The organism is Fusibacter sp. QWL-12 (assembly GCF_058683495.1).
Genome location: NZ_CM178745.1, coordinates 3,755,948 through 3,775,279, shown reverse-complemented (window position 1 = coordinate 3,775,279; position 19,332 = coordinate 3,755,948). Strand labels below are relative to the sequence as shown.

Here is a 19,332-nt window from a genome sequence, read left to right as displayed (position 1 = left end):
ATGCTTGAGAAATATAGTGAAGCTCTAAAAACAAACTCTTTGCTTAGATTTAGTGGAAGAGTTTCAAAAATTATAGGGTTAATGATTGAATCTATCGGTCCAGCTGTTGAGATTGGAGAAGTTGTAGATATATATCCTATTAAAAACATCGAACCTTTAAAAGGTGAAGTCGTTGGATTTAACAACGATAAAGTACTAATCATGCCTTTAGGTGATATGATTGGTATTGGGCCTGGTAGTCGGGTGGTTGCTTCAGGGCATTCGCTTCAAGTAGATGTGTCTGAGGATTTATTAGGTAGAATATTAGATGGTTTGGGTAATCCAATTGATGAAAATGGCAAGCCAGCAGTAGATAAAAAATACCCAGCCAATAATGATCCTCCGAACCCGTTGTTTAGAGATAAAATTGTTGAACCTATCCCCCTTGGCATAAGAACATTGGATGCATTATTAACGACTGGTAGAGGTCAAAGAATTGGGATCTTTGCTGGATCAGGTGTTGGTAAGAGTACTTTGTTAGGTATGATTGCTAAATATACCAAGGCGGATGTAAACGTTATCGCTCTTGTTGGAGAGAGAGGACGTGAGGTAAGAGAATTTATCGAGAACGATCTCGGAGAAGAAGGGCTTAAAAGATCGGTTGTCGTAGTTGCAACCTCAGATAAGCCAGCGTTGGTTCGTGTGAAGGCGGCACTAATTGCCACTTCTATCGCTGAATATTTTAGAGATTTAGGAAAAAACGTAATTTTGATGATGGATTCAGTAACGCGTTTTTCAATGGCGCAAAGAGAGATTGGCCTCGCTATTGGCGAGCCGCCAGTTACTAGAGGTTATACACCTTCTGTTTTTGCTGTTTTACCTAAACTCCTAGAGCGAGCTGGCAACTCGGCAGTTGGTTCAATAACTGGTTTATATACCGTTTTGGTTGATGGAGATGATTTCAATGAACCGATTTCAGATGCTGTTCGTGGAATTTTAGATGGTCACATTATATTAACACGGAAATTAGCAGCCCTTGGCCATTATCCCGCAATTGACGTCCTTGAAAGCGCAAGTCGTGTTATGCCAAATATTATAGATGAAGAACATCTTTTAGCCGCATTAAGATTTAAAGAAATATTGGCAACTTATAGAAATTCTGAAGACTTAATCAATATAGGTGCATATGCACGTGGAACCAATCCACATATTGATTTGGCGGTTTCAAAAATAGATAGCTTCAATGCATTTTTAAAGCAGAGAACAACTGAAAGTTCTGAGTTTGATGTTTGTATCGATCGTCTTAAAGACCTTGTTAATTAGAGACTGAGGCATTTAAATGAAGAAATTTAAATTTAGATATGAAAGTGTTCTTAAAATGCGAATGGATAAGGAAGAAGAGATAAAAAACAACCTTGCCAAGCTAATTGCAAAAAAACAACACTTGTTGGATGATCTTGAAGAGTTAAACATGAGAAGTATTCAGTACGATGCTTATATTACTGAAGTAATGAGCAATGGGACTTCTGCAGGAGAGCTATCAAAGTTTGAAAGTGGTAAAAAATATTACAAAGAGCATCGTGATCGAATCAATAGCAATATCGAAAGAGTTGATGAACAAATTCGTTTGACACAAGTCGCTTTAGTAGAAGCTGTTAAAGAGCGTAAGATTATGGATAAACTCAAAGAAAAGGCTTTTATGGCATTTGTTGAAGCGATCAATGTCGCTGATGAAAAGCTGATTGAAGAAGTCGTAAATTTTGCAAATAATAAAAAGAACGGAGAATAATATGGCGGAGAATAAACCGGATACTTCTAAAATCGAAGATGATAAATCGAAGAAATCTGGCGGAAAAGGTGGTTGCCTTATCGTCTTATTAATATTGTTCTTAACACCTTTGTTGGCGTTGGGAACTCTTTATTTTTTGAATAAGGATTTTAACCTGAGTGCCAATAGTATTTTATCGAATGTACCTGGTCCGCTTGGGACTTATTTTGAAAAGTTTCCAACGAGGGCTGAAGAACTCGCACAGGTTAAAACGGTTGCCGACTACATGCTTTCATTAGATGAATCTAGGGCAGTGGATAAACTTTTAATCCTTCAAAAGGACGATAAGAGTGCATATGATGATGTTATCAAAGAGATGTTAAGGGTTAATCCCAATAAAACAAGAAACATATTGGAAGCACTTCGAGCAGCTACAGTAAATAAAGACGCTTTAGCAAATACAGTTCAAGGGATCTCTTCTGAGCAAACAGACGATCTTAAAGCTCAAGCAAGCTATATCTCAGGATTGCCATTAACAGCAGCGGTTGAAGAGGTTAACGGCATTATTGAAGATAGTATTAATGGTCATAAAAATGCAGCTGCTATTTTTGAATACATTGACGATAACACAGCTGTTAATATTTTGTATCAGTTGGATCAAGTAGATAGAGATAAAATTTATGCAGCACTTTCTGATACGAAAGCGCAATCGATTCGTAATGCGTATAGCTCTAAGCAAAGAAGAAAAGAAGATTTACAGCAAATTGCGGATGTTTATAAATCAGAAGCGGCTGACACCTTGATTAACACTTTAGGAAATACATCGGTATACTCATTAGACGATCTAGCAATTATCTACAAAGAACTAGGTGCAAAAAAAGCTGGGGAAGTTTTGGCGAAATCTGATGATGAAACATTTGTGTTTGATATAATATCTAAAATTAAGGCCAATGAACTATTAGATAATGGTGAAGATTTATTAACGCCAGATATACTAAAATCACTAAAGATATATAAAGAATTTGACGATAATGTTAACGAGTTAATCAATGTCTATTCGAAAATGGATACGACAAAGGTTGTTTCTATAGTTAGAAATATGATGTTAAATGCATCTCCTTCTCAAACCTATGATTTGAATAATGGTGAGATGATCTCAATTTCTGATGAAGATTTGATACTGAGGATTTTAACCAGCTTCCCACAGGATAAAATTGCGACAATTCTTTCTTCGTTAGATCAAACTTTGTCATCTGAATTGACTAGAAAACTCGCACTGCCACAAAATTAGGAGGTGACACATGCAATTAAGAGAATTGCTTAAATCACAGCAAGCTCTCAACCCAATGATTGCAAATAAAACGAACCTAAATGACCAATTAGATGCCTTTAAAGACGTTCTTACACAAAAGAAGACAGATGTGAACACTTCAAAACAGACATTTGGAGAAGTTGAGAAACCAAAATTTACTTTATCAGATAATAAACCAGCCTATGTAGGTCGAGTTGAAACTGATGATAAAGTACAGGCAAGTGATGGAAAAGCACAGCAGGTTGAAAAACCTCAGCAAAATGACCAATCTCAACAAAAACAACCAGTCAAAAAAGTCAGTAAGGACGAAGATACTGAGGTAGAAGATTCAGAAGCGCTTAAAGATGAAGTAAAAGAAAAACTAAAAGCAAAAACCAATATGACTGAAGATCAAATCAATGAAATACTTGCAATGATGAATTTGACGGTAGATGATTTAAAAGAAATGGTAAACTCTAGTGAGGGTGTAACTAAAGTTATAGAGATGGTACAAGATGTTCTGGATACTTTGGAAATCGACTCACAGCTTGAGACCAGCTTATCAAATGAGAATGTCAATTCAATCACCAATGACTTAACAAAAATGTTGGAGAACTTAGAAAATCTGACACAGCCACAAACCACTGAGGGCGAACCGAATTTTGAACAAAAGTTGATTCAAACACTTAGTGAAGTAGTAAGTCAGTTAAGTGAGCTTTCTGATGATACTGTACCTGCTAATGAAGTTCGCAAATTACTTGTGGATGCCATAAGCAAAAATAAAGCAGAATCGAAAGCAGAAACTAAAGTGATTGAAGGGGTTACCATTCAAAAGGATGTTCAAACTACTGATGCTATCAAGGAGACGAAAGTACAAGCTCAAGATCTTATACCAGTAGAATCCGATCAAAATTCTGTTGTTGAAGATCAGGATGCAGTTCAAAGTAGTGTCCAAGTTAAACCTAATAGTGCAGAAGTCACTCCAGCGGTTAAGGAACAAGTCAACACTCAAGTTGAAGTACAATCTGAGCAGGTGATTACTTCGGATGACGCAGGTATCAGTATTCATCAAGTAATTATGAAACAAGGTAACAACGTTACAGTGCAACAAACTACCGTACAACAAATTCCAAAGCAAGAAATTTTCAGTCAAATATTAGATGCAGTTAAAGCGCAAGTGAAATTATCTGATCATGGTTCTTCTATGATTGTCAAGCTTCAACCAGAGCAATTAGGCAACGTAGAGTTAAAATTGAATATTCAAAAAGGTGTCGTTTTAGCAGAACTTAAAGTTGAGAATGAAATTGTTAAAGCTGCAATAGAGTCTAACTTAGACGATCTAAAGCAATCGTTAAACAACAAAGGATACTCAATCAACCAGATTAATGTCAATATCGATAGTGGGAAAAGAGAAGGACAAGCTGGTTTCGATGTAAAAAAACAAAAATCCGGCAAGAAAAATAATCAAGAGAGCGCTTCAGTAGATGCGTTGGAACCACTTGAACAAATCAGTCGATATGAATTAAACGAGTTAGATGGATCGACATTTAATTATTATGGATAGGAGGCAATCATGGCTTTTAATGTAAGCGGTTCGTTTACTGAGGACCAAATAAAAGCACTTAATGTTATTTCAAATGATGCCACAAATGCCCAAAGACAAAAGAGTCAAGTGTTAGATAAGGATGCATTTTTAAAACTGATGATGGTACAATTACAAAATCAGAATCCTTTAAATCCTCAAGATAACACTGAATATATGAGTCAAATGGCACAGTTTTCATCAGTTGAACAATTATCAAATATTGCGTCATCATCTGAGACATCCAATCAGCTGAATTCCTTGATATCACAGCAGCTTGAAGATATGGCAGCGGTTATAGCAAAACTATCAGGTACAACAGAGGGCTCAGACGAAATAGTAGACGGACAAAAAGAAATTATTGAGCAAAACTCCCAAATTTTAAATGAATTAATTAAGCTGAATGCTCTATTATCGAATTACACAGGCAGCGGTAACGATGTAAGTGACGAAGAGGTGCTATCAGTTCTCGGATTATAAAGGAGAATGAAGATGAGTGACTTAAAGAATATGAACAACGATTATATGATTCGCCGTTCTCAAGTCGTACAGCCGAATACAAGCACTCAAAATCAAACGGATAAAAATACAGTAAATGGTACGTCGTTTAACGATGTATTATCTCGTATTAAAAGTAATGATTCGATAAAGTTTTCAAAGCATGCGATGGACCGATTGAACTCTAGAAACATTTCTCTTACTGAGGATGAAATTGGAAGAATCAACGATGGTGTGAACAAAGCACAATCTAAAGGTGTTCGAGAAGCTTTGATAATGATGGACAATAAAGTGTTTGTAGCAAGTGTTCAAAATAAAACAATTATCACTGCAGTTGCAGGTGAACAATTAAAAGACAACGTATTTACGAATATTGATGGCGCAGTCATAGTATAGCTGGACCTTTTAAGGAAGCTATAGGGATACTATCCGAATGATAGTCCCAACTGACGTTAGGAGGTTATTTTTATGATGAGATCTATGTACTCTGGTGTTTCGTCTTTAAGAGCACACCAGTTGAAAATGGATGTAATAGGTAACAATATTGCCAATGTTAACACCGTTGGTTTTAAAGCATCTTCAGTATCTTTTGCTGAAATGTACAGTCAAACTTTAAGAGGCGCAAGCTCATCCTCTGATTCAAGAGGTGGTACTAACCCAATGCAAGTTGGCTTAGGAACAACAGTTGCGTCTATTTCTGTGAATCATGCGAAAGGTTCTATTCAAAGAACAGATATAGCAACAGACTTAATGATAGATGGTTCAGGCTTTTTCGTCGTTACGAACGATGCAAATGCTCAAAATAAATACTACACAAGAGCAGGTAATTTTCAATTAGATGAGCTTGGATATTTGGTTACAACAGACGGAATGAAAGTTTTAGACCAAAATATGAAGGCGATTCAAATCAACATGTCTGATACGAAAAATGCAACTGCGACAACAAATTTGACAATTAACGGCAACTTAAACTTTAATGATTCTGATTATACAACAACAGTAGATGTCTATGATTCGTTGGGTGATATCCATACAGTGAACTTCAATTTCGTAGGTGATCCGTATGTGACAACCGTAAAGAAAACCGTCGATCCAAATGATCCGAATTACGATCCTGCCACTCCAGCAGCAACCTATAACTATTCTTATAGAGAAGTAACCATTACTGATAATACTGGTACACAAATGGTTCCCGATCCAGCTGCTGCAGCACCAGATAACCATTGGTATGCAAAGTTCAATGAAAGTGGTGAAATTGTAGATTTGGTTACACTAGCAACTGCTGGAGACGCTAACTCAGCTGAAACGGTTGTTTCAGGAACACTACTCATGACCGTACCTGGTGCAGCTGATATCACTTTACCAGTGGATCGTTCTATGTTTTTCTCAAATGGTGACGTAGTTAATGGTTCTAGAATTTTTACACAAGTATCAAAAGAATCCGATGCAAAAGGTGTTCAGCTCAATGGTAACTCCGCTGGTTCTATCGATACCTTTAACATTTCTTCAAAAGGTGAAATCATAGGTATCTACACCAATGGTGAGAGAAAAGTATTACAGATACTTGGTTTGGTTGATTTTGATAACCCTGCCGGTCTTGAAAAAATTGGAAATAACATGTTCCAAGATACGCCTAACTCAGGCACACCAAAATATGGTGCACCAGCAACAGGGAGCTTTGGTTCTATTACACCTGGTGCTCTTGAAATGAGTAACGTAGATTTAGCAGCACAATTCACTGAAATGATCACAACTCAAAGAGGTTTCCAAGCGAATTCTCGTGTAATTACAACTAGTGATGAAATTCTTCAAGAGCTTGTAAACTTGAAGAGATAGTAATTAATCTTTATAAAATAGGTAATAACGTGCTCTGAGTGGGTATAACCATTCAGAGCATGGTATTCATTCATATTTGTTTGGTATTATATAAACTTTTCGAAGATCAAATTGTTTATTAGTGCTTAAGTATGTGAGAAAGGATGCTTACAGATGATTAAAGTAACTAGATTAAACGGTGAGCCTATCTACCTAAATTCTAATCTCATCGAATTTATTGAAGAGACACCTGATACTATGATTACGCTAACCACTGGAAAAAAAGTGATTATTAAAGAAAATATTGAGTATGTTATAGAAAGAATTATTGAATATAACCATAAAATTAATCATACTATAAGTAATACTTAAAAAATTCTATTAAAGTACAAAAGAGGTGTTTGGTTTGGATATAACAACGATTTTAGGATTAGTCTTAGGTTTTGGCTTTATCATCTGGTCAATCCTGCTCGGTGGACAATTAGGGTGGTATTTTAATGCACCTTCTGTAGCAGTTGTTGTCGGTGGTATGCTCGCAGGTTTCCTTGTTGCTTTTCCACTTAAGGAAGTGTTAAGTCTTGGAAAAGTCTTTGGAAAGACAATAAAAAATAATGAATTTGACGTAGATCAAATTATAACTAAGATTATTGAATTGGCCAATGTTGCAAGAAGAGAGGGATTGCTTGCTCTTGAGGAAGCAGTTTCTGAAATCAAGGATGATTTCCTTCAAAAGGGTGTCATGTTGATTGTCGATGGTACAGATCCTGAGCTTGTGAAGAACATTCTTGAAACAGAGATTGAAAATATTTCTGCAAGACATGGTAAAGGTAAAGCTATGATGGATACATTTGGTTCATTAGGTCCAGCCTTTGGTATGATCGGTACGCTAATCGGTTTGGTTGCGATGCTTCAGAATTTATCAGATCCGTCATCCATTGGACCTGCAATGGCCGTAGCTTTATTAACAACTTTCTATGGTTCTGTATTAGCAAACTTAATTTTTATTCCTATGTCTGGGAAATTATCACTTAAAAGTAATGAAGAAATGCTTATTAGAAGTGTTATGATTGAAGGTCTTCTTTCAATTCAGGCTGGTGAAAACCCAAGAATTATAGAAGAGAAGTTAAAAGTTTTCTTACCTCCATCTGTAAGAAAACGCGTTGGTACTCAGGAGGCGAAATCAGATAATGGCTAAAGATAAATGTCCGGAATGCAAAGCTGGTGCTCCAGAATGGATGGCGACATATGGCGACTTAGTAACGCTATTAATGTGCTTTTTCGTTCTACTGTTTGCATTTTCATCTATTGATGCACAAAAATTTCAAGCAGTTATGGAGTCTTTTCAAGGATCGGCAGGTGTTTTGTCTGGTGGTAAATCCTTGTCGGAAGCACCTCTTGTATTCGATGGCATGCCTGAGTCTCAAACCTCTTCGCAGCAAGTTGTAGAGCAAACAAAACTCGATAACCTAAAGAAACAAGTAGAAGAGTATCTTGAAGAAAATCAAATGGAGAATCAGGTTGAGATACAGCTTGAAGACAGAGGCTTAGTTATTCGCTTTAAAGATAATGTTCTTTTTGACTCTGGAAGTGCAACTATAAAGACTGCTTCCTATGATATCTTGAATTTTTTAGCTGAGCTATTAACAACTGAGGATTTGATCAATGAAGAAATCCGCATTGAAGGTCATACGGATAACATTCCCAATATATCAGCTATGTATCCGTCAAACTGGGAGCTGTCGACTGCACGTGCAACCAACGTTGTAAGGTATTTTATAGAGCAATCAGGTTTTGTTCCTTCTAGGCTTTCTGCTGCTGGTTATAGTGAGTATCATCCGATAGATACGAATGATACAGCTGAGGGAAGGTCTGCAAATAGAAGGGTCGATGTAGTTGTTATAAAAAAAGATGTTACTACAAGTGAAAGCACAACCGAAGATGGAGGAAACTAATGAATAAAAAATTATTGATTATAATAGCTGCAGTTGTACTAATATTGGTAATCGGTGGTGGCGCAGCGGTATTTTTACTGACTAGAACGCCAAAGGAAGAACCAATTGTATATTATGAGTATTCTTTTGCTGAAGAGTATTCTAATCTAGCGGATGAGAATAGTTCTAAAATTGTAAAATATCAAGTTACGATTGAATATACAAATACAGATATGGCTGCTGTATTTGAAGCTAATAAGACGAAAATCAGAAATAATATTGATGAGATTATGAGAGCCACCTTATCAACCGATATCGAAAAAGCTAATGGTAAACAAAAACTTAGAGATAAGATCAAAGATATGGTTATAGAAGTTTTAGAGTCTGATGAAGAAACTATAACCAATATATATATACAACCTTTTGTGATTCAAGGTTAAGTTTATACACTATATAGCCGATATTTATACTAGAATTATAAATCTATTGATAAGGAGGTGAAATCATGCCTGACGTTTTGTCCCAAAACGAGATTGACGAGCTGCTCGCGGCCCTTAGTACCGGCGAAGTAGACGTCAGTGAGATAGAAGAAGAAAAGAAAGAGAAAAAAGTTCGAAAGTATGATTTCAGCCGTCCAGATAAATTTGCAAAAGATCAGCTAAGAACTTTAGAAATAATTCATGAAAATTTTTCTAGATTATTGAACAACTTTTTGTCCGGTTATTTAAGAACTTATATTGAAGTTGATGTCATTTCAGTTCAGAGTTTGATTTATACAGAGTTTAGCAACTCAATTTCAAATCCTGCAATTCTAGGTATTGTTGATTTCGCACCATTTAGCGGTCAGGTGATTATTGATATTTCTTCAGATATTGCCAATGCAATGATTGAACGTGTGCTTGGTGGTACTGGAAAAGCCTCTGGTGGTGCAGCAAAAGAAAGTAGAACTCTTACTGAAATTGAAATGACTCTTTTAAGAAACATACTTATTAAGTTTATCAATTTACTAAAAGAACCATGGGGAAATATCGTAGAACTAAGACCTAAACTTGAAAACATTGAAACCAATGCGCAGTTTGCACAAATCGTATCTCCCTCTGAGTCCGTGGCTTTGATTACGTTTAATCTCCATATAGGCGATAATGAGGGAATGGTCAATATTTGTATACCACACTATGTCATAGAACCGATTTTACCAAGTTTAAGTTCTAGGTTATGGTTTGCTACAAGTAACAAAAAAGAAGTAACTGAAGAAGAACGAGATGCTTTAGAGACTGGGATCAGTCGATCGAGATTGAATTTAACTACTATGGTAGGAGGTTCGTCGATTACAGTGTCAGAGCTATTGAATTTACAAAAAGGCGATATTATTTTATTAAACAAAGGTGTTAAAGAATCGCTCGATGTTTACGTAGAAAACAAAGTAAAATATAGAGCTAAACCAGGTATTAAAAAGAAAAATGTCGCTATAATGATAACTGAAATTGTTGAGGAAGGGGATGAAATAGATGAGTGATATGCTATCTCAAGAGGAAATAGATGCATTGCTAGGCGGTGGAGCACCTTCATCTTCATCTGCAGTTGCAAGTGGACTTACAGATGAGGAAGCCGATGCAATAGGTGAAATCGGCAATATCAGTATGGGAACTGCGGCGACGACATTATTTACCTTACTCAACAAAAAGGTTACGATAACGACGCCAAAAGTATCAGAAACAACTATGGGGCAACTTTCAAATGAGTTTATAGATCCATCTGTTTTAATCAATATCACTTATAAAGTGGGAATAGAAGGCGTTAATTTTCTTATTCTCCATGAAAAAGATGTAAAGATTATAACCGATTTAATGATGGGTGGGGATGGCACTAATATTTCAAATGATTTAAACGATTTACATTTAAGTGCGATTGGTGAAGCTATGAATCAAATGATTGGTTCATCATCAACTTCTCTTTCAGAAATGTTAGGTAAAAAAATTGATATTTCACCTCCAGAAGCTTATCACGATCGAATTTCCGAACTGGATTATACACAGTTTGGAGTAGATAGAGATGATAAAGTTGTTAAAATTGCATTTAGAATGACCGTTGGCGACTTGATTGATAGTGAGATCATGCAGGTGTTACCAATAGAAGTTGCAAAACAGATGGTCTCAACAATAATTGGCGCGAAATCAGAGCCAGAACCTGTTGTAACAGCTGCGCCGAAGGCATCAGCAAAGCCAGAAGTTATGCCAGAGGATGTAGTTTCTCCTAAGAAAGAACCACCTAAAGCTCAGTATTATTATGAAGAAGAAGAACCTAGAGCACGGATGTCTTCTGAAAAAGTTAATGCTGTCCCGCTACAATTTGAAAATTTTGATAGCAATTCTGCTCAAATGTATTATAATAATGATATAGATTTAATCAGAGATGTACCGCTTGAAATCACTGTAGAGTTGGGGAAAACCGGTAAAAAGATTAATGAAATCCTAGATTTTGGTGTTGGCACAGTAATTGAACTGGACCGACTTGTGGGAGAGCCTTTAGATGTGTTGGCTAATGGTAAACGCATTGCAAAAGGTGAAGTCGTCGTCGTTGACGAAAACTACGGTATCAGAATCACAGATATTATAATACCAAGAAGGGCAAGCGAATAATTTTTTAAGGAGGATAAATATGGCTAATACAATATTAGTAGTCGATGATGCAGCATTTATGAGGATGATGATCAAAGATGTCTTGACAAAAAACGGCTATGAAGTTGTTGGAGAGGCTGAAAACGGTCAAAAGGCGATTGAAAAATATAAAGAACTTAAACCTGAACTCGTTATTATGGACATTACAATGCCAGAGGTAGATGGTATTCAGGCAGTTAAAGAAATAAAAGCTTTTGATCCGAGTGCAAAGGTTGTCATGTGTTCTGCAATGGGACAACAAGCCATGGTTATCGAGTCTATTCAAGCTGGAGCTAGGGATTTTATCGTAAAACCTTTCCAAGCTGATCGTGTTATTGAAGCTGTTAAAAAAGTACTAGGATAGGTGAAATGTTATGAACATTTTCACCTGTTCTCTTACGGGTATTTCTAAATATAATTCGACATCTGACACTTTGTTCACAGTTAAATATATAATTGTGGCCACGGTGTTTTTGTTATTATTATGGGGGTTATCTAAGTACCTTACCAAGCGTCAAGGGATAACCATACGTCAAAAGAACATAAAAGTTATCGAACGCATATCAATTAGTGCAGATAAATTCCTATTTCTTATAGAATTGGATGGCTTATACTATCTTATCAGCAGTGATAAAAGTGGCATGCGTTTAATTGACAAACGTGAGCATCTCAACCTTGAGGATATGAAGATATCGGAAACTCAGTCAGGTGCTTTTTTTGAGCAGTTAAAAAAAACAATTATTAAACAAGAATCAGCAAAGGATCAAGATGATGACAGAGCATAAAATAAAGAAATGGGGGATTGTTTTAGTTGTTCTCTTTATGTTGACGTTAATTCCAAGTAACATAGGGTTTGCAGCTACTGAAATCCAACTACCTGATATCAATGTATCTATTTCGAGTGAAAATGGTGATGTGCAAGTTGCAAACAGTATTCAAATTTTAATTTTGCTTACTGTGTTGTCTTTAGCACCTTCAATACTTATTATGATGACTTCTTTTACACGATTTATCATCGTTTTAGGTTTTGTAAGACGTGCTTTATCACTACAAGCTACGCCACCAAATCAAACGTTGATTGGTTTGGCTTTATTTTTGACCCTATTTGTTATGGCACCTGTTTTCTCTGATGTCTATGAAAATGCATATGTTCCATTGCAAGAGGGCACTGTTTCCTTGGAAGAGGCAACTGACTTGGCAGCTGAACCTTTTAGAGAGTTTATGTTTGCTCAGGTTAGATCTAAGGATTTAGCGCTTTTTTTGGATATAGCTGATATTCAGGAAGTGAATACAAATGATGATATCCCAATTACAGTTTTAATTCCTGCTTTCATACTAAGTGAGTTAAAATTAAGCTTTGAAATAGGGTTCTTGATTTTTATGCCTTTTATTGTCGTAGATATGATTGTTGCATCTACACTGATGGCCTTGGGGATGATGATGCTACCGCCAGTAATGATATCGTTACCAATCAAAATTTTATTATTTATACTTGTTGATGGTTGGCATTTGGTAGTTGAAAAATTAGTCTTAAGTATTCGATAAGGAGAAACAGATGACGGAAGAGATGATTATCGATTTGTTTTCAGAGTCGATTAAAATGATTTTGATATTATCTGCGCCAATGCTTTTAAGTGGTTTGCTTATAGGTCTAATCATTGCAATCTTTCAAGCGACGACTCAAATTCAAGAAGCGACATTAGCTTTTGTTCCTAAAATCCTTGTCGTTTTTGGCGTTATGCTTTTAACAGGCTCTTGGATGCTTAATTCACTTGTCGATTATACAAACTATGTTATGAATTTAATTGACTTAATTATATACTAGGTGAGGTTATGACGTATTCTATTCCACTACTAGATATCATTCTAGTATTTGCTAGAATTGTTGGTATGATTTTTACAGCACCAATTTTTGGAAGTAGAAACTATCCAATCCCTATGAAAATAGGTCTAGCTTTTTTTACAACCATTATAGTATTTCCATTTGTGAATTCAACATTAACCTATGATGTAACTACTTTTTGGGGATTTGCCATTTTGTTGGTAAATGAACTGATAATAGGTCTCTTCATAGGTTTATTAGTATCTGTGTTTTTTAACTTTGTTTATTTTGCAGGTGACATCATTGACCATGAGTTAGGTTTTTCAATGGTAAGTGTTATTAACCCGATGGATGAATCACAAATTGCAATTACATCTAACGTTTTTTACGTCTTTTCAACCTTGATTTTTCTTCAACTTGATTTTCATCATGAATTAATTTCTGCGTTAGTTGTATCCTTTTCAAGTATAGAACTGGGTTCCTTTTTCAAAGTTGCAGGGTCATTTCCAATATTACTTGATATTATAGGACAATCTTTTGTTTTAGGGCTTCAGATTGCCGCACCATTTATGATTACAGTACTTATCGCAAATATTATTTTAGGTTTATTATCAAAAGCGATGCCTGGGATGAATATATTTATTCTAGGAATGCCTTTTAAAATCTTCTTTGGGATGCTACTTTTTATCATTTTGATGCCTTATATGTACGATATTTTTGCTAACATACTGAGTATGAGTTTTAAATATATTAGTGATTTCTTAAATGTCTATAATTAACGGAGTGGATTAGAATGTTATATTATTTTGACCTCCAGCTATTTTCAGAAGAAAAAACAGAGCAACCCACCTATAAGAAAATCAAAGACGCAAGGGATAAAGGACAAATCCCTCAATCAAAGGATTTAAATGGTGCAGTGAGCTTGTTAACTGTGTTCATTGGAATTTCAGCCTTTAGTGGTTATATTATTGATCAAATTATTGGCTATTATAATTTTACTATGAACTTGACTGAGGATACTGCATCATTGTTCTCTGGTAATGGGATTAATATGTTCCTTTCGGAAACCGTCTTCTTTATACTAAAGCTATCACTCCCTCTACTAATGATTGCTCTTGTATCTGGCGTCGTTGTTTCATATATTCAAGTAGGTTTTTTGTTTACAACAGAGACTTTGAAGCCTAAATTTGATAAAATAAATCCAATGAAAGGTTTTAAAAATATATTTTCTTCTAGATCTTTAGTTGAAATGGTAAAATCGATTCTTAAAGCTGTTTTATTGCTTTATGTAGCAATTTCCTATGTTATGGATCATATGATGGAATTACTGTCCACGCAGGAGCTTGAAACCGGTCAATTCATTCGTGTAATGTGGGATACTGTTTACGGTGTCGTAATTAGATGTTCGCTTTTACTATTCGTTATTGCACTATTTGATTTTGCATATAAGCGATGGAAGAACAATAAAGACTTAATGATGAGTAAACAAGAAATAAAAGAAGAGTATAAGCAAAGCGAAGGCGACCCTCAGCTTAAGTCGAAAATAAAAGAGAAGCAACGTGCAATGGCTATGAGCAGGATGATGCAAGAAGTTCCCAAAGCAGATGTCATCATTACTAACCCGACTCATTTTGCAGTAGCATTAAGATATGATGTATCGCTTGGTGATGCACCTATCGTCACTGCGAAAGGACAGGATTTAATTGCACAAAATATCAAACGTATAGCAGCTGAGAACCTTGTACCAGTTGTAGAAAATAAACCTTTAGCTCAAGCACTCTATAAGACAGTTGATATAGGTTCATATATTCCTGGGGACTTATATGAGGCTGTAGCTGAAGTTCTAGCATATGTGTATTCTCTCAAGCAAAAAAAATAGGAGGCATAAATTATGCGCTTTAGTGACATCATTGTCGCGATACTAGTCGTAACCATAATCTTATTAATAATCGTACCAGTTCCTCTTGGAATGTTGGACTTCTTTCTTGCGCTTAATATTTCCTTATCTTTGACTATTTTAATGCTATCCATGTTCGTTAAAGAAACTCTGGAATTTAGTGTCTTTCCATCCATACTTTTGGTCACAACTCTGTTTAGACTAGCTCTAAACATAAGAACAACTATGAGTATTTTATCTACTGGTGCCGCTGGTGAAGTTATCGCATCCTTTGGTTCATTTGTTATAGGGGGAAATGCGATTGTAGGTTTTATTATATTCGTTATCATTATGATCATTCAATTTTTAGTTATAACCAAAGGTTCTGAACGTGTATCTGAGGTTGCAGCAAGATTTACATTAGATGCAATGCCTGGAAAGCAGATGGCAATAGACGCTGACTTAAATTCAGGTTTAATTACTGAAGCTGAGGCTAAAAGTAGAAGACGTAAAATTCAGCGTGAAGCAGACTTCTATGGTGCAATGGATGGTGCCAGTAAGTTCGTCAAAGGGGATGCCATTGCAGGTATTTTAATTACGATTATTAATATCATTGCTGGTTTTATCCTTGGTGCAATGACAATGGGACTTACCATTCAAGAAGCACTTTCTAGGTTTACACTTTTAACAGTTGGTGATGGTTTGGTCAGCCAATTACCTGCTCTGATGATCTCTGTAGCAACAGGTATCGTTGTAACAAGGGCCGCTTCAGATTCAAACTTAGGTACTGATGTTATCAGTCAACTTTTTGCTCAAAGCAAGGTATTATATATCGTTGGTATTACAGTTATCCTACTTGGTGCAGCTACACCGTTACCTAATTTCCCTTTCATGGTTATTGGCGCAGCTGTTCTATTTGCAGGGTATATGGTTCAAACAAATAAGAAAAAAGAAGCACTAGAAATTGAGCGTGAAGAAATTGAACCTGAAGATGGGAAAGATGATATGCGTCGACCAGAAAATATCATGCCTTTATTGCAGGTTGATCCTATTGAGCTTGAATTCGGTTATGGTATAATTCCTCTTGCTGACCCAAATCAAGGAGGCGACTTATTTGACCGCTTGGTTATGATCAGAAGGCAAATTGCGTTGGAACTTGGATTGATTGTTCCGATTATTCGTCTTAGAGATAATATTCAATTAGATTCCAATCAGTATTTGATTAAGATAAAAGGCAATGATATGGCAAAAGGGACAATTGTGTTTGATCATTATTTAGCTATGAGTCCTGGTTCTGTAGAAGGTGAAATTGAGGGGATTGATACGATAGAACCTGCATTTGGACTTCCTGCAAAGTGGATTCGTTCAGATTTAAGAGAAAAAGCTGAACTCCTTGGTTATACGGTGGTTGATCCATCTTCTGTAATATCAACTCATCTGACTGAAGTTATTAAGAAATACAGCTACGAACTTCTAAGTAGAGAAGATGTTAAGCAACTGGTTGAAAACACCAAAGAAACAAATCCTACTTTAGTAGAGGAACTTATACCTGGGCTTATGGCTTTAGGTGATATTCAGAAAGTTTTAAGTAATTTACTATCTGAAGGGGTTTCCATTAGGAATCTAGTTTCAATATTAGAAGCATTGGCTGATCATGCTAGAAGTACGCGTGATATCAATATTTTGACTGAGTATTCTAGACAAAAATTATCGAAGCAATTATCAAAAGCCTATTTTCCATTTGGACAGGCGAAAGTAGTTACATTAGATCAATCATTAGAAAACATGTTAATGGAAGCCATAGAGCAAAATGAAAATGGCACTTATCTATCCATTGATCCAATTAAACAACAGGGGATATTAGCCAGTTTGGCAAGTGAAGTTAGAAAATTAATGCAGATGGGTGAATTACCAATCGTTGTAACTGCACCTATTGTAAGACTCTATTTTAAAAAAATGGCAACACAAGCTATACCTGATTTGATTGTTTTATCTTATAATGAGATCGAATCAGATATAGACATACAGTCGGCGGGGATGGTGAGCATTTAATGAAGGTTAAACGCTATATAGTCAATGATATGAATGAAGCAATGATAAAAATTAAAAGTGAACTTGGGATAGATGCGGTTATCCTAAATACAAGAAAAATCAAAGCGGGTGGCTTCTTCAAGTTTTTTAAAAAACCATTATTGGAAGTTGTAGCAGCTGTTGATGATCCTGTTATAACCAAACCTTTGCCAAAAGCTAAACCTAGCGAGCCGGTCGTTGAAAAGGAAGTTGTGACTAAGGGTCCTGAAACTGTAGTTGAAAAACCACCTGTTCAAGTTCTCGATCAAAAAATAGAACTACCGCAAAATAGTGATAATAAAGAGTTGCAGGAACTAAAATTAATGGTATCCAATCTGATTAAAAAGGTTGAGAATATTGAACATATGTCACCACAAACAAATGTGACGGCAGAAGATAAATATATTGAGTTTTTAACTGGGCTTGATATTCAAGAGTCTATAGCTAAAAAAATAATTGAAATTGTACAACGACAAATCAATATCCATGAAAAAAACCATGATACCATTCTAAATGCTATGAAAGTAATTGCGAGAGAATATCTAGGTGAAATTAAGACGATAGATACGGATCTTCTTAATAAGCCGAATGTGTATATCTTTCTTGGCCCAACCGGTGTAGGAAAAACCACTACATTAGCCAAAATTGCAGCTCGACTTTCTTTGATTGACAATAAAAAAATCGGTTTAATAACAGCTGACACCTATAGAATTGCAGCCGTTGAACAGCTCAAAACCTATAGTGAGATTTTAGGAATTCCACTTGAGGTTATCTATGAAGCAAGCGAACTACAAGATGCAATTGATAAGTTTAAGGATAAAGATTATATTTTGATAGATACAGCTGGAAGAAGTCATAAGAGTAAGGAACTTAAATCAGATTATGACGACTTAGTAAAATATCTTGATGATTATAAAATATTCTTGGTAATGAGTATGACGACGAGCTTTAAAGATATGAAAAGCATTATTGACTCATATAACTTCTTAAAAGAATATCGATTGTTATTTACTAAATTAGATGAATCCAGTAATTTTGGAAACATATTGAATTTAAAAGTGCTTACTGGTAAGCCGCTTTCTTACTTCACTATTGGTCAAAGTGTTCCTGACGACATCGAGGTGGCTGATAAAGAGAGAATTATCCAGTATATATTTGATCAACATAAATAATCGGGGGATTGAGATGGATCAAGCACAAAAGCTACGGGACATAATTGGTGAGACCGCGCCAGAAGTATCCGATTCTAGGATAATAACCATATCAAGTGGCAAAGGTGGCGTTGGAAAAACAAATTTCACAGTGAATTTAGGAATAGCACTTGCTAAACAAGGAAAACGTGTTTCAATAATAGACGCGGATTTGGGATTGGCAAATGTTGATGTATTATTTGGTATAGTGACAAAATATAACCTATCTAATGTGATTAAGGGTGAGATATCTGTTCAAGAATGTATTGTTAAAGGGCCGCATGATATCAATATTATTTCAGGTGGATCAGGAATAATGGACTTGATTGATTTAGATAATAATCAACTAGATAAATTGATTCATACGCTTAGTTATTTTAATACTATATCGGACTATATCTTAATTGATACGGGTGCTGGTTTAAGTAAATCGGTATTATCTTTTGTCGAGGCTGCTTCTGACGTTGTGCTTATAATTACACCTGACCCAACCTCAATTACAGACGCATATGCACTCATTAAAAACATCATTGGCGATGATGAAAAGAAGATTAAATTGATCATCAATAGAGTGGAGAGCAATGAAGAAGGGGATGAGGTCTATTATAAACTCGAGCAGGCAGTCACAAAGTTCCTCGGTAGAGAATTAGAGAATCTTGGTTATATTTTTGAAGATTCAAATTTAAAAAGGTCTGTAAGAAAACAAATTCCATTACTTGAAGCATATCCAAGAGCAATTGCGAGTAAAGGAATAGAAAACATCGCTTATAACTTGATCAATAATCATAAATATGCGAAAAGTAATACGAGCTTTAGGATGTTTATAAATAAGCTGATGAATAAAATATAATAT

22 protein-coding genes are annotated in these 19,332 nt (G+C 35.6%); all 22 read left to right on the top strand.

The window, feature by feature from the left end; all coding sequences use genetic code 11:
- The 22 genes from fliI to AC4PID_RS17930 all read left to right on the top strand — a co-directional run bounded on the left by fliI (position 1) and on the right by AC4PID_RS17930 (position 19,329).
- Positions 1-1,302, top strand: coding sequence for a flagellar protein export ATPase FliI (fliI, locus tag AC4PID_RS18035; RefSeq protein ID WP_492133381.1), 1,302 nt, complete (start codon positions 1-3; stop codon positions 1,300-1,302).
- Between the two features lie 16 nt (positions 1,303-1,318).
- Entirely contained in the window at positions 1,319-1,768 is a 450-nt protein-coding gene (gene fliJ, locus AC4PID_RS18030; protein WP_492133380.1) for a flagellar export protein FliJ, read from the top strand.
- Position 1,769: 1 nt separating this feature from the next.
- Positions 1,770-3,038 carry a hypothetical protein gene (locus tag AC4PID_RS18025; RefSeq protein WP_492133379.1) on the top strand — a complete coding sequence of 423 codons (1,269 nt, stop codon included), beginning with the start codon at positions 1,770-1,772 and terminating at the stop codon, positions 3,036-3,038.
- Positions 3,039-3,048: 10 nt separating this feature from the next.
- Positions 3,049-4,602 carry a flagellar hook-length control protein FliK gene (locus AC4PID_RS18020; protein ID WP_492133378.1) on the top strand — a complete coding sequence of 518 codons (1,554 nt, stop codon included), beginning with the start codon at positions 3,049-3,051 and terminating at the stop codon, positions 4,600-4,602.
- 9 nt (positions 4,603-4,611) lie between these two features.
- Positions 4,612-5,100, top strand: coding sequence for a flagellar hook assembly protein FlgD (locus AC4PID_RS18015; RefSeq protein ID WP_492133377.1), 489 nt, complete (start codon positions 4,612-4,614; stop codon positions 5,098-5,100).
- Positions 5,101-5,112: 12 nt separating this feature from the next.
- A complete protein-coding gene (locus tag AC4PID_RS18010; RefSeq protein ID WP_492133376.1) occupies positions 5,113-5,514 on the top strand; it encodes a TIGR02530 family flagellar biosynthesis protein in 402 nt (133 codons plus the stop codon).
- 72 nt (positions 5,515-5,586) lie between these two features.
- Entirely contained in the window at positions 5,587-6,954 is a 1,368-nt protein-coding gene (locus AC4PID_RS18005) for a flagellar hook protein FlgE (RefSeq protein WP_492133375.1), read from the top strand.
- Between the two features lie 153 nt (positions 6,955-7,107).
- Positions 7,108-7,305: a flagellar FlbD family protein gene (locus tag AC4PID_RS18000; RefSeq protein ID WP_492133374.1), complete on the top strand. Its 198-nt coding sequence runs from the start codon at positions 7,108-7,110 to the stop codon at positions 7,303-7,305.
- Positions 7,306-7,330: 25 nt separating this feature from the next.
- Positions 7,331-8,128: a motility protein A gene (locus tag AC4PID_RS17995; RefSeq protein ID WP_492133373.1), complete on the top strand. Its 798-nt coding sequence runs from the start codon at positions 7,331-7,333 to the stop codon at positions 8,126-8,128.
- Complete coding sequence (locus tag AC4PID_RS17990; protein ID WP_492133372.1) at positions 8,121-8,885, top strand: OmpA/MotB family protein; 765 nt, start codon at positions 8,121-8,123, stop codon at positions 8,883-8,885. The genes AC4PID_RS17995 and AC4PID_RS17990 overlap by 8 nt, the downstream gene beginning before the upstream one ends.
- Entirely contained in the window at positions 8,885-9,304 is a 420-nt protein-coding gene (locus tag AC4PID_RS17985; RefSeq protein ID WP_492133371.1) for a flagellar basal body-associated FliL family protein, read from the top strand. Before AC4PID_RS17990 ends, AC4PID_RS17985 begins: the two co-directional genes overlap by 1 nt.
- A gap of 65 nt (positions 9,305-9,369) precedes the next feature.
- On the top strand, positions 9,370-10,380 hold the full coding sequence (gene fliM, locus AC4PID_RS17980; protein ID WP_492133370.1) for a flagellar motor switch protein FliM: 1,011 nt from the start codon (positions 9,370-9,372) through the stop codon (positions 10,378-10,380).
- The gene (gene fliY / locus AC4PID_RS17975) at positions 10,373-11,503 is read left to right on the top strand and encodes a flagellar motor switch phosphatase FliY (RefSeq protein ID WP_492133369.1); all 1,131 of its coding nucleotides are present in this window, start codon (positions 10,373-10,375) and stop codon (positions 11,501-11,503) included. The genes fliM and fliY overlap by 8 nt, the downstream gene beginning before the upstream one ends.
- Before the next feature lie 19 nt (positions 11,504-11,522).
- Positions 11,523-11,885, top strand: a complete 363-nt coding sequence (locus AC4PID_RS17970; RefSeq protein WP_492133368.1) for a response regulator — start codon at positions 11,523-11,525, stop codon at positions 11,883-11,885.
- A 109-nt stretch (positions 11,886-11,994) separates the two neighbouring features.
- Positions 11,995-12,306 (top strand): flagellar biosynthetic protein FliO, encoded by a 312-nt coding sequence (locus AC4PID_RS17965; RefSeq protein ID WP_492133367.1) that lies wholly within the window; start codon positions 11,995-11,997, stop codon positions 12,304-12,306.
- Between the two features lie 37 nt (positions 12,307-12,343).
- Positions 12,344-13,066, top strand: a complete 723-nt coding sequence (gene fliP, locus AC4PID_RS17960; protein WP_492133366.1) for a flagellar type III secretion system pore protein FliP — start codon at positions 12,344-12,346, stop codon at positions 13,064-13,066.
- A 10-nt stretch (positions 13,067-13,076) separates the two neighbouring features.
- Positions 13,077-13,346: a flagellar biosynthesis protein FliQ gene (gene fliQ, locus AC4PID_RS17955; protein ID WP_492133365.1), complete on the top strand. Its 270-nt coding sequence runs from the start codon at positions 13,077-13,079 to the stop codon at positions 13,344-13,346.
- Positions 13,347-13,354: 8 nt separating this feature from the next.
- Positions 13,355-14,122, top strand: coding sequence for a flagellar biosynthetic protein FliR (fliR, locus tag AC4PID_RS17950; RefSeq protein ID WP_492133364.1), 768 nt, complete (start codon positions 13,355-13,357; stop codon positions 14,120-14,122).
- Between the two features lie 14 nt (positions 14,123-14,136).
- Positions 14,137-15,222 carry a flagellar biosynthesis protein FlhB gene (gene flhB / locus AC4PID_RS17945; RefSeq protein WP_492133363.1) on the top strand — a complete coding sequence of 362 codons (1,086 nt, stop codon included), beginning with the start codon at positions 14,137-14,139 and terminating at the stop codon, positions 15,220-15,222.
- Between the two features lie 12 nt (positions 15,223-15,234).
- Positions 15,235-17,271, top strand: coding sequence for a flagellar biosynthesis protein FlhA (flhA, locus tag AC4PID_RS17940; RefSeq protein WP_492133362.1), 2,037 nt, complete (start codon positions 15,235-15,237; stop codon positions 17,269-17,271).
- Positions 17,271-18,461: a flagellar biosynthesis GTPase FlhF gene (flhF, locus tag AC4PID_RS17935; protein ID WP_492133361.1), complete on the top strand. Its 1,191-nt coding sequence runs from the start codon at positions 17,271-17,273 to the stop codon at positions 18,459-18,461. Before flhA ends, flhF begins: the two co-directional genes overlap by 1 nt.
- A gap of 13 nt (positions 18,462-18,474) precedes the next feature.
- Complete coding sequence (locus AC4PID_RS17930; RefSeq protein WP_492133360.1) at positions 18,475-19,329, top strand: MinD/ParA family protein; 855 nt, start codon at positions 18,475-18,477, stop codon at positions 19,327-19,329.
- Positions 19,330-19,332: the final 3 nt, after the last annotated feature.

What these genes read in the sequence shown, in the direction of transcription:
- AC4PID_RS17985 (WP_492133371.1), top strand. Translation starts at nt 8,885, where the DNA reads ATGAATAAAAAATTATTGATTATAATAGCTGCAGTTGTACTAATATTG.
- AC4PID_RS17930 (WP_492133360.1), top strand. Translation starts at nt 18,475, where the DNA reads ATGGATCAAGCACAAAAGCTACGGGACATAATTGGTGAGACCGCGCCA.
- fliM (WP_492133370.1), top strand. Translation starts at nt 9,370, where the DNA reads ATGCCTGACGTTTTGTCCCAAAACGAGATTGACGAGCTGCTCGCGGCC.
- fliJ (WP_492133380.1), top strand. Translation starts at nt 1,319, where the DNA reads ATGAAGAAATTTAAATTTAGATATGAAAGTGTTCTTAAAATGCGAATG.
- AC4PID_RS18025 (WP_492133379.1), top strand. Translation starts at nt 1,770, where the DNA reads ATGGCGGAGAATAAACCGGATACTTCTAAAATCGAAGATGATAAATCG.
- fliR (WP_492133364.1), top strand. Translation starts at nt 13,355, where the DNA reads ATGACGTATTCTATTCCACTACTAGATATCATTCTAGTATTTGCTAGA.
- fliQ (WP_492133365.1), top strand. Translation starts at nt 13,077, where the DNA reads ATGACGGAAGAGATGATTATCGATTTGTTTTCAGAGTCGATTAAAATG.
- AC4PID_RS17990 (WP_492133372.1), top strand. Translation starts at nt 8,121, where the DNA reads ATGGCTAAAGATAAATGTCCGGAATGCAAAGCTGGTGCTCCAGAATGG.
- flhB (WP_492133363.1), top strand. Translation starts at nt 14,137, where the DNA reads ATGTTATATTATTTTGACCTCCAGCTATTTTCAGAAGAAAAAACAGAG.
- flhF (WP_492133361.1), top strand. Translation starts at nt 17,271, where the DNA reads ATGAAGGTTAAACGCTATATAGTCAATGATATGAATGAAGCAATGATA.
- AC4PID_RS18000 (WP_492133374.1), top strand. Translation starts at nt 7,108, where the DNA reads ATGATTAAAGTAACTAGATTAAACGGTGAGCCTATCTACCTAAATTCT.
- AC4PID_RS18015 (WP_492133377.1), top strand. Translation starts at nt 4,612, where the DNA reads ATGGCTTTTAATGTAAGCGGTTCGTTTACTGAGGACCAAATAAAAGCA.
- flhA (WP_492133362.1), top strand. Translation starts at nt 15,235, where the DNA reads ATGCGCTTTAGTGACATCATTGTCGCGATACTAGTCGTAACCATAATC.
- fliP (WP_492133366.1), top strand. Translation starts at nt 12,344, where the DNA reads ATGTTGACGTTAATTCCAAGTAACATAGGGTTTGCAGCTACTGAAATC.
- AC4PID_RS18010 (WP_492133376.1), top strand. Translation starts at nt 5,113, where the DNA reads ATGAGTGACTTAAAGAATATGAACAACGATTATATGATTCGCCGTTCT.
- fliI (WP_492133381.1), top strand. Translation starts at nt 1, where the DNA reads ATGCTTGAGAAATATAGTGAAGCTCTAAAAACAAACTCTTTGCTTAGA.
- AC4PID_RS18020 (WP_492133378.1), top strand. Translation starts at nt 3,049, where the DNA reads ATGCAATTAAGAGAATTGCTTAAATCACAGCAAGCTCTCAACCCAATG.
- fliY (WP_492133369.1), top strand. Translation starts at nt 10,373, where the DNA reads ATGAGTGATATGCTATCTCAAGAGGAAATAGATGCATTGCTAGGCGGT.
- AC4PID_RS18005 (WP_492133375.1), top strand. Translation starts at nt 5,587, where the DNA reads ATGATGAGATCTATGTACTCTGGTGTTTCGTCTTTAAGAGCACACCAG.
- AC4PID_RS17970 (WP_492133368.1), top strand. Translation starts at nt 11,523, where the DNA reads ATGGCTAATACAATATTAGTAGTCGATGATGCAGCATTTATGAGGATG.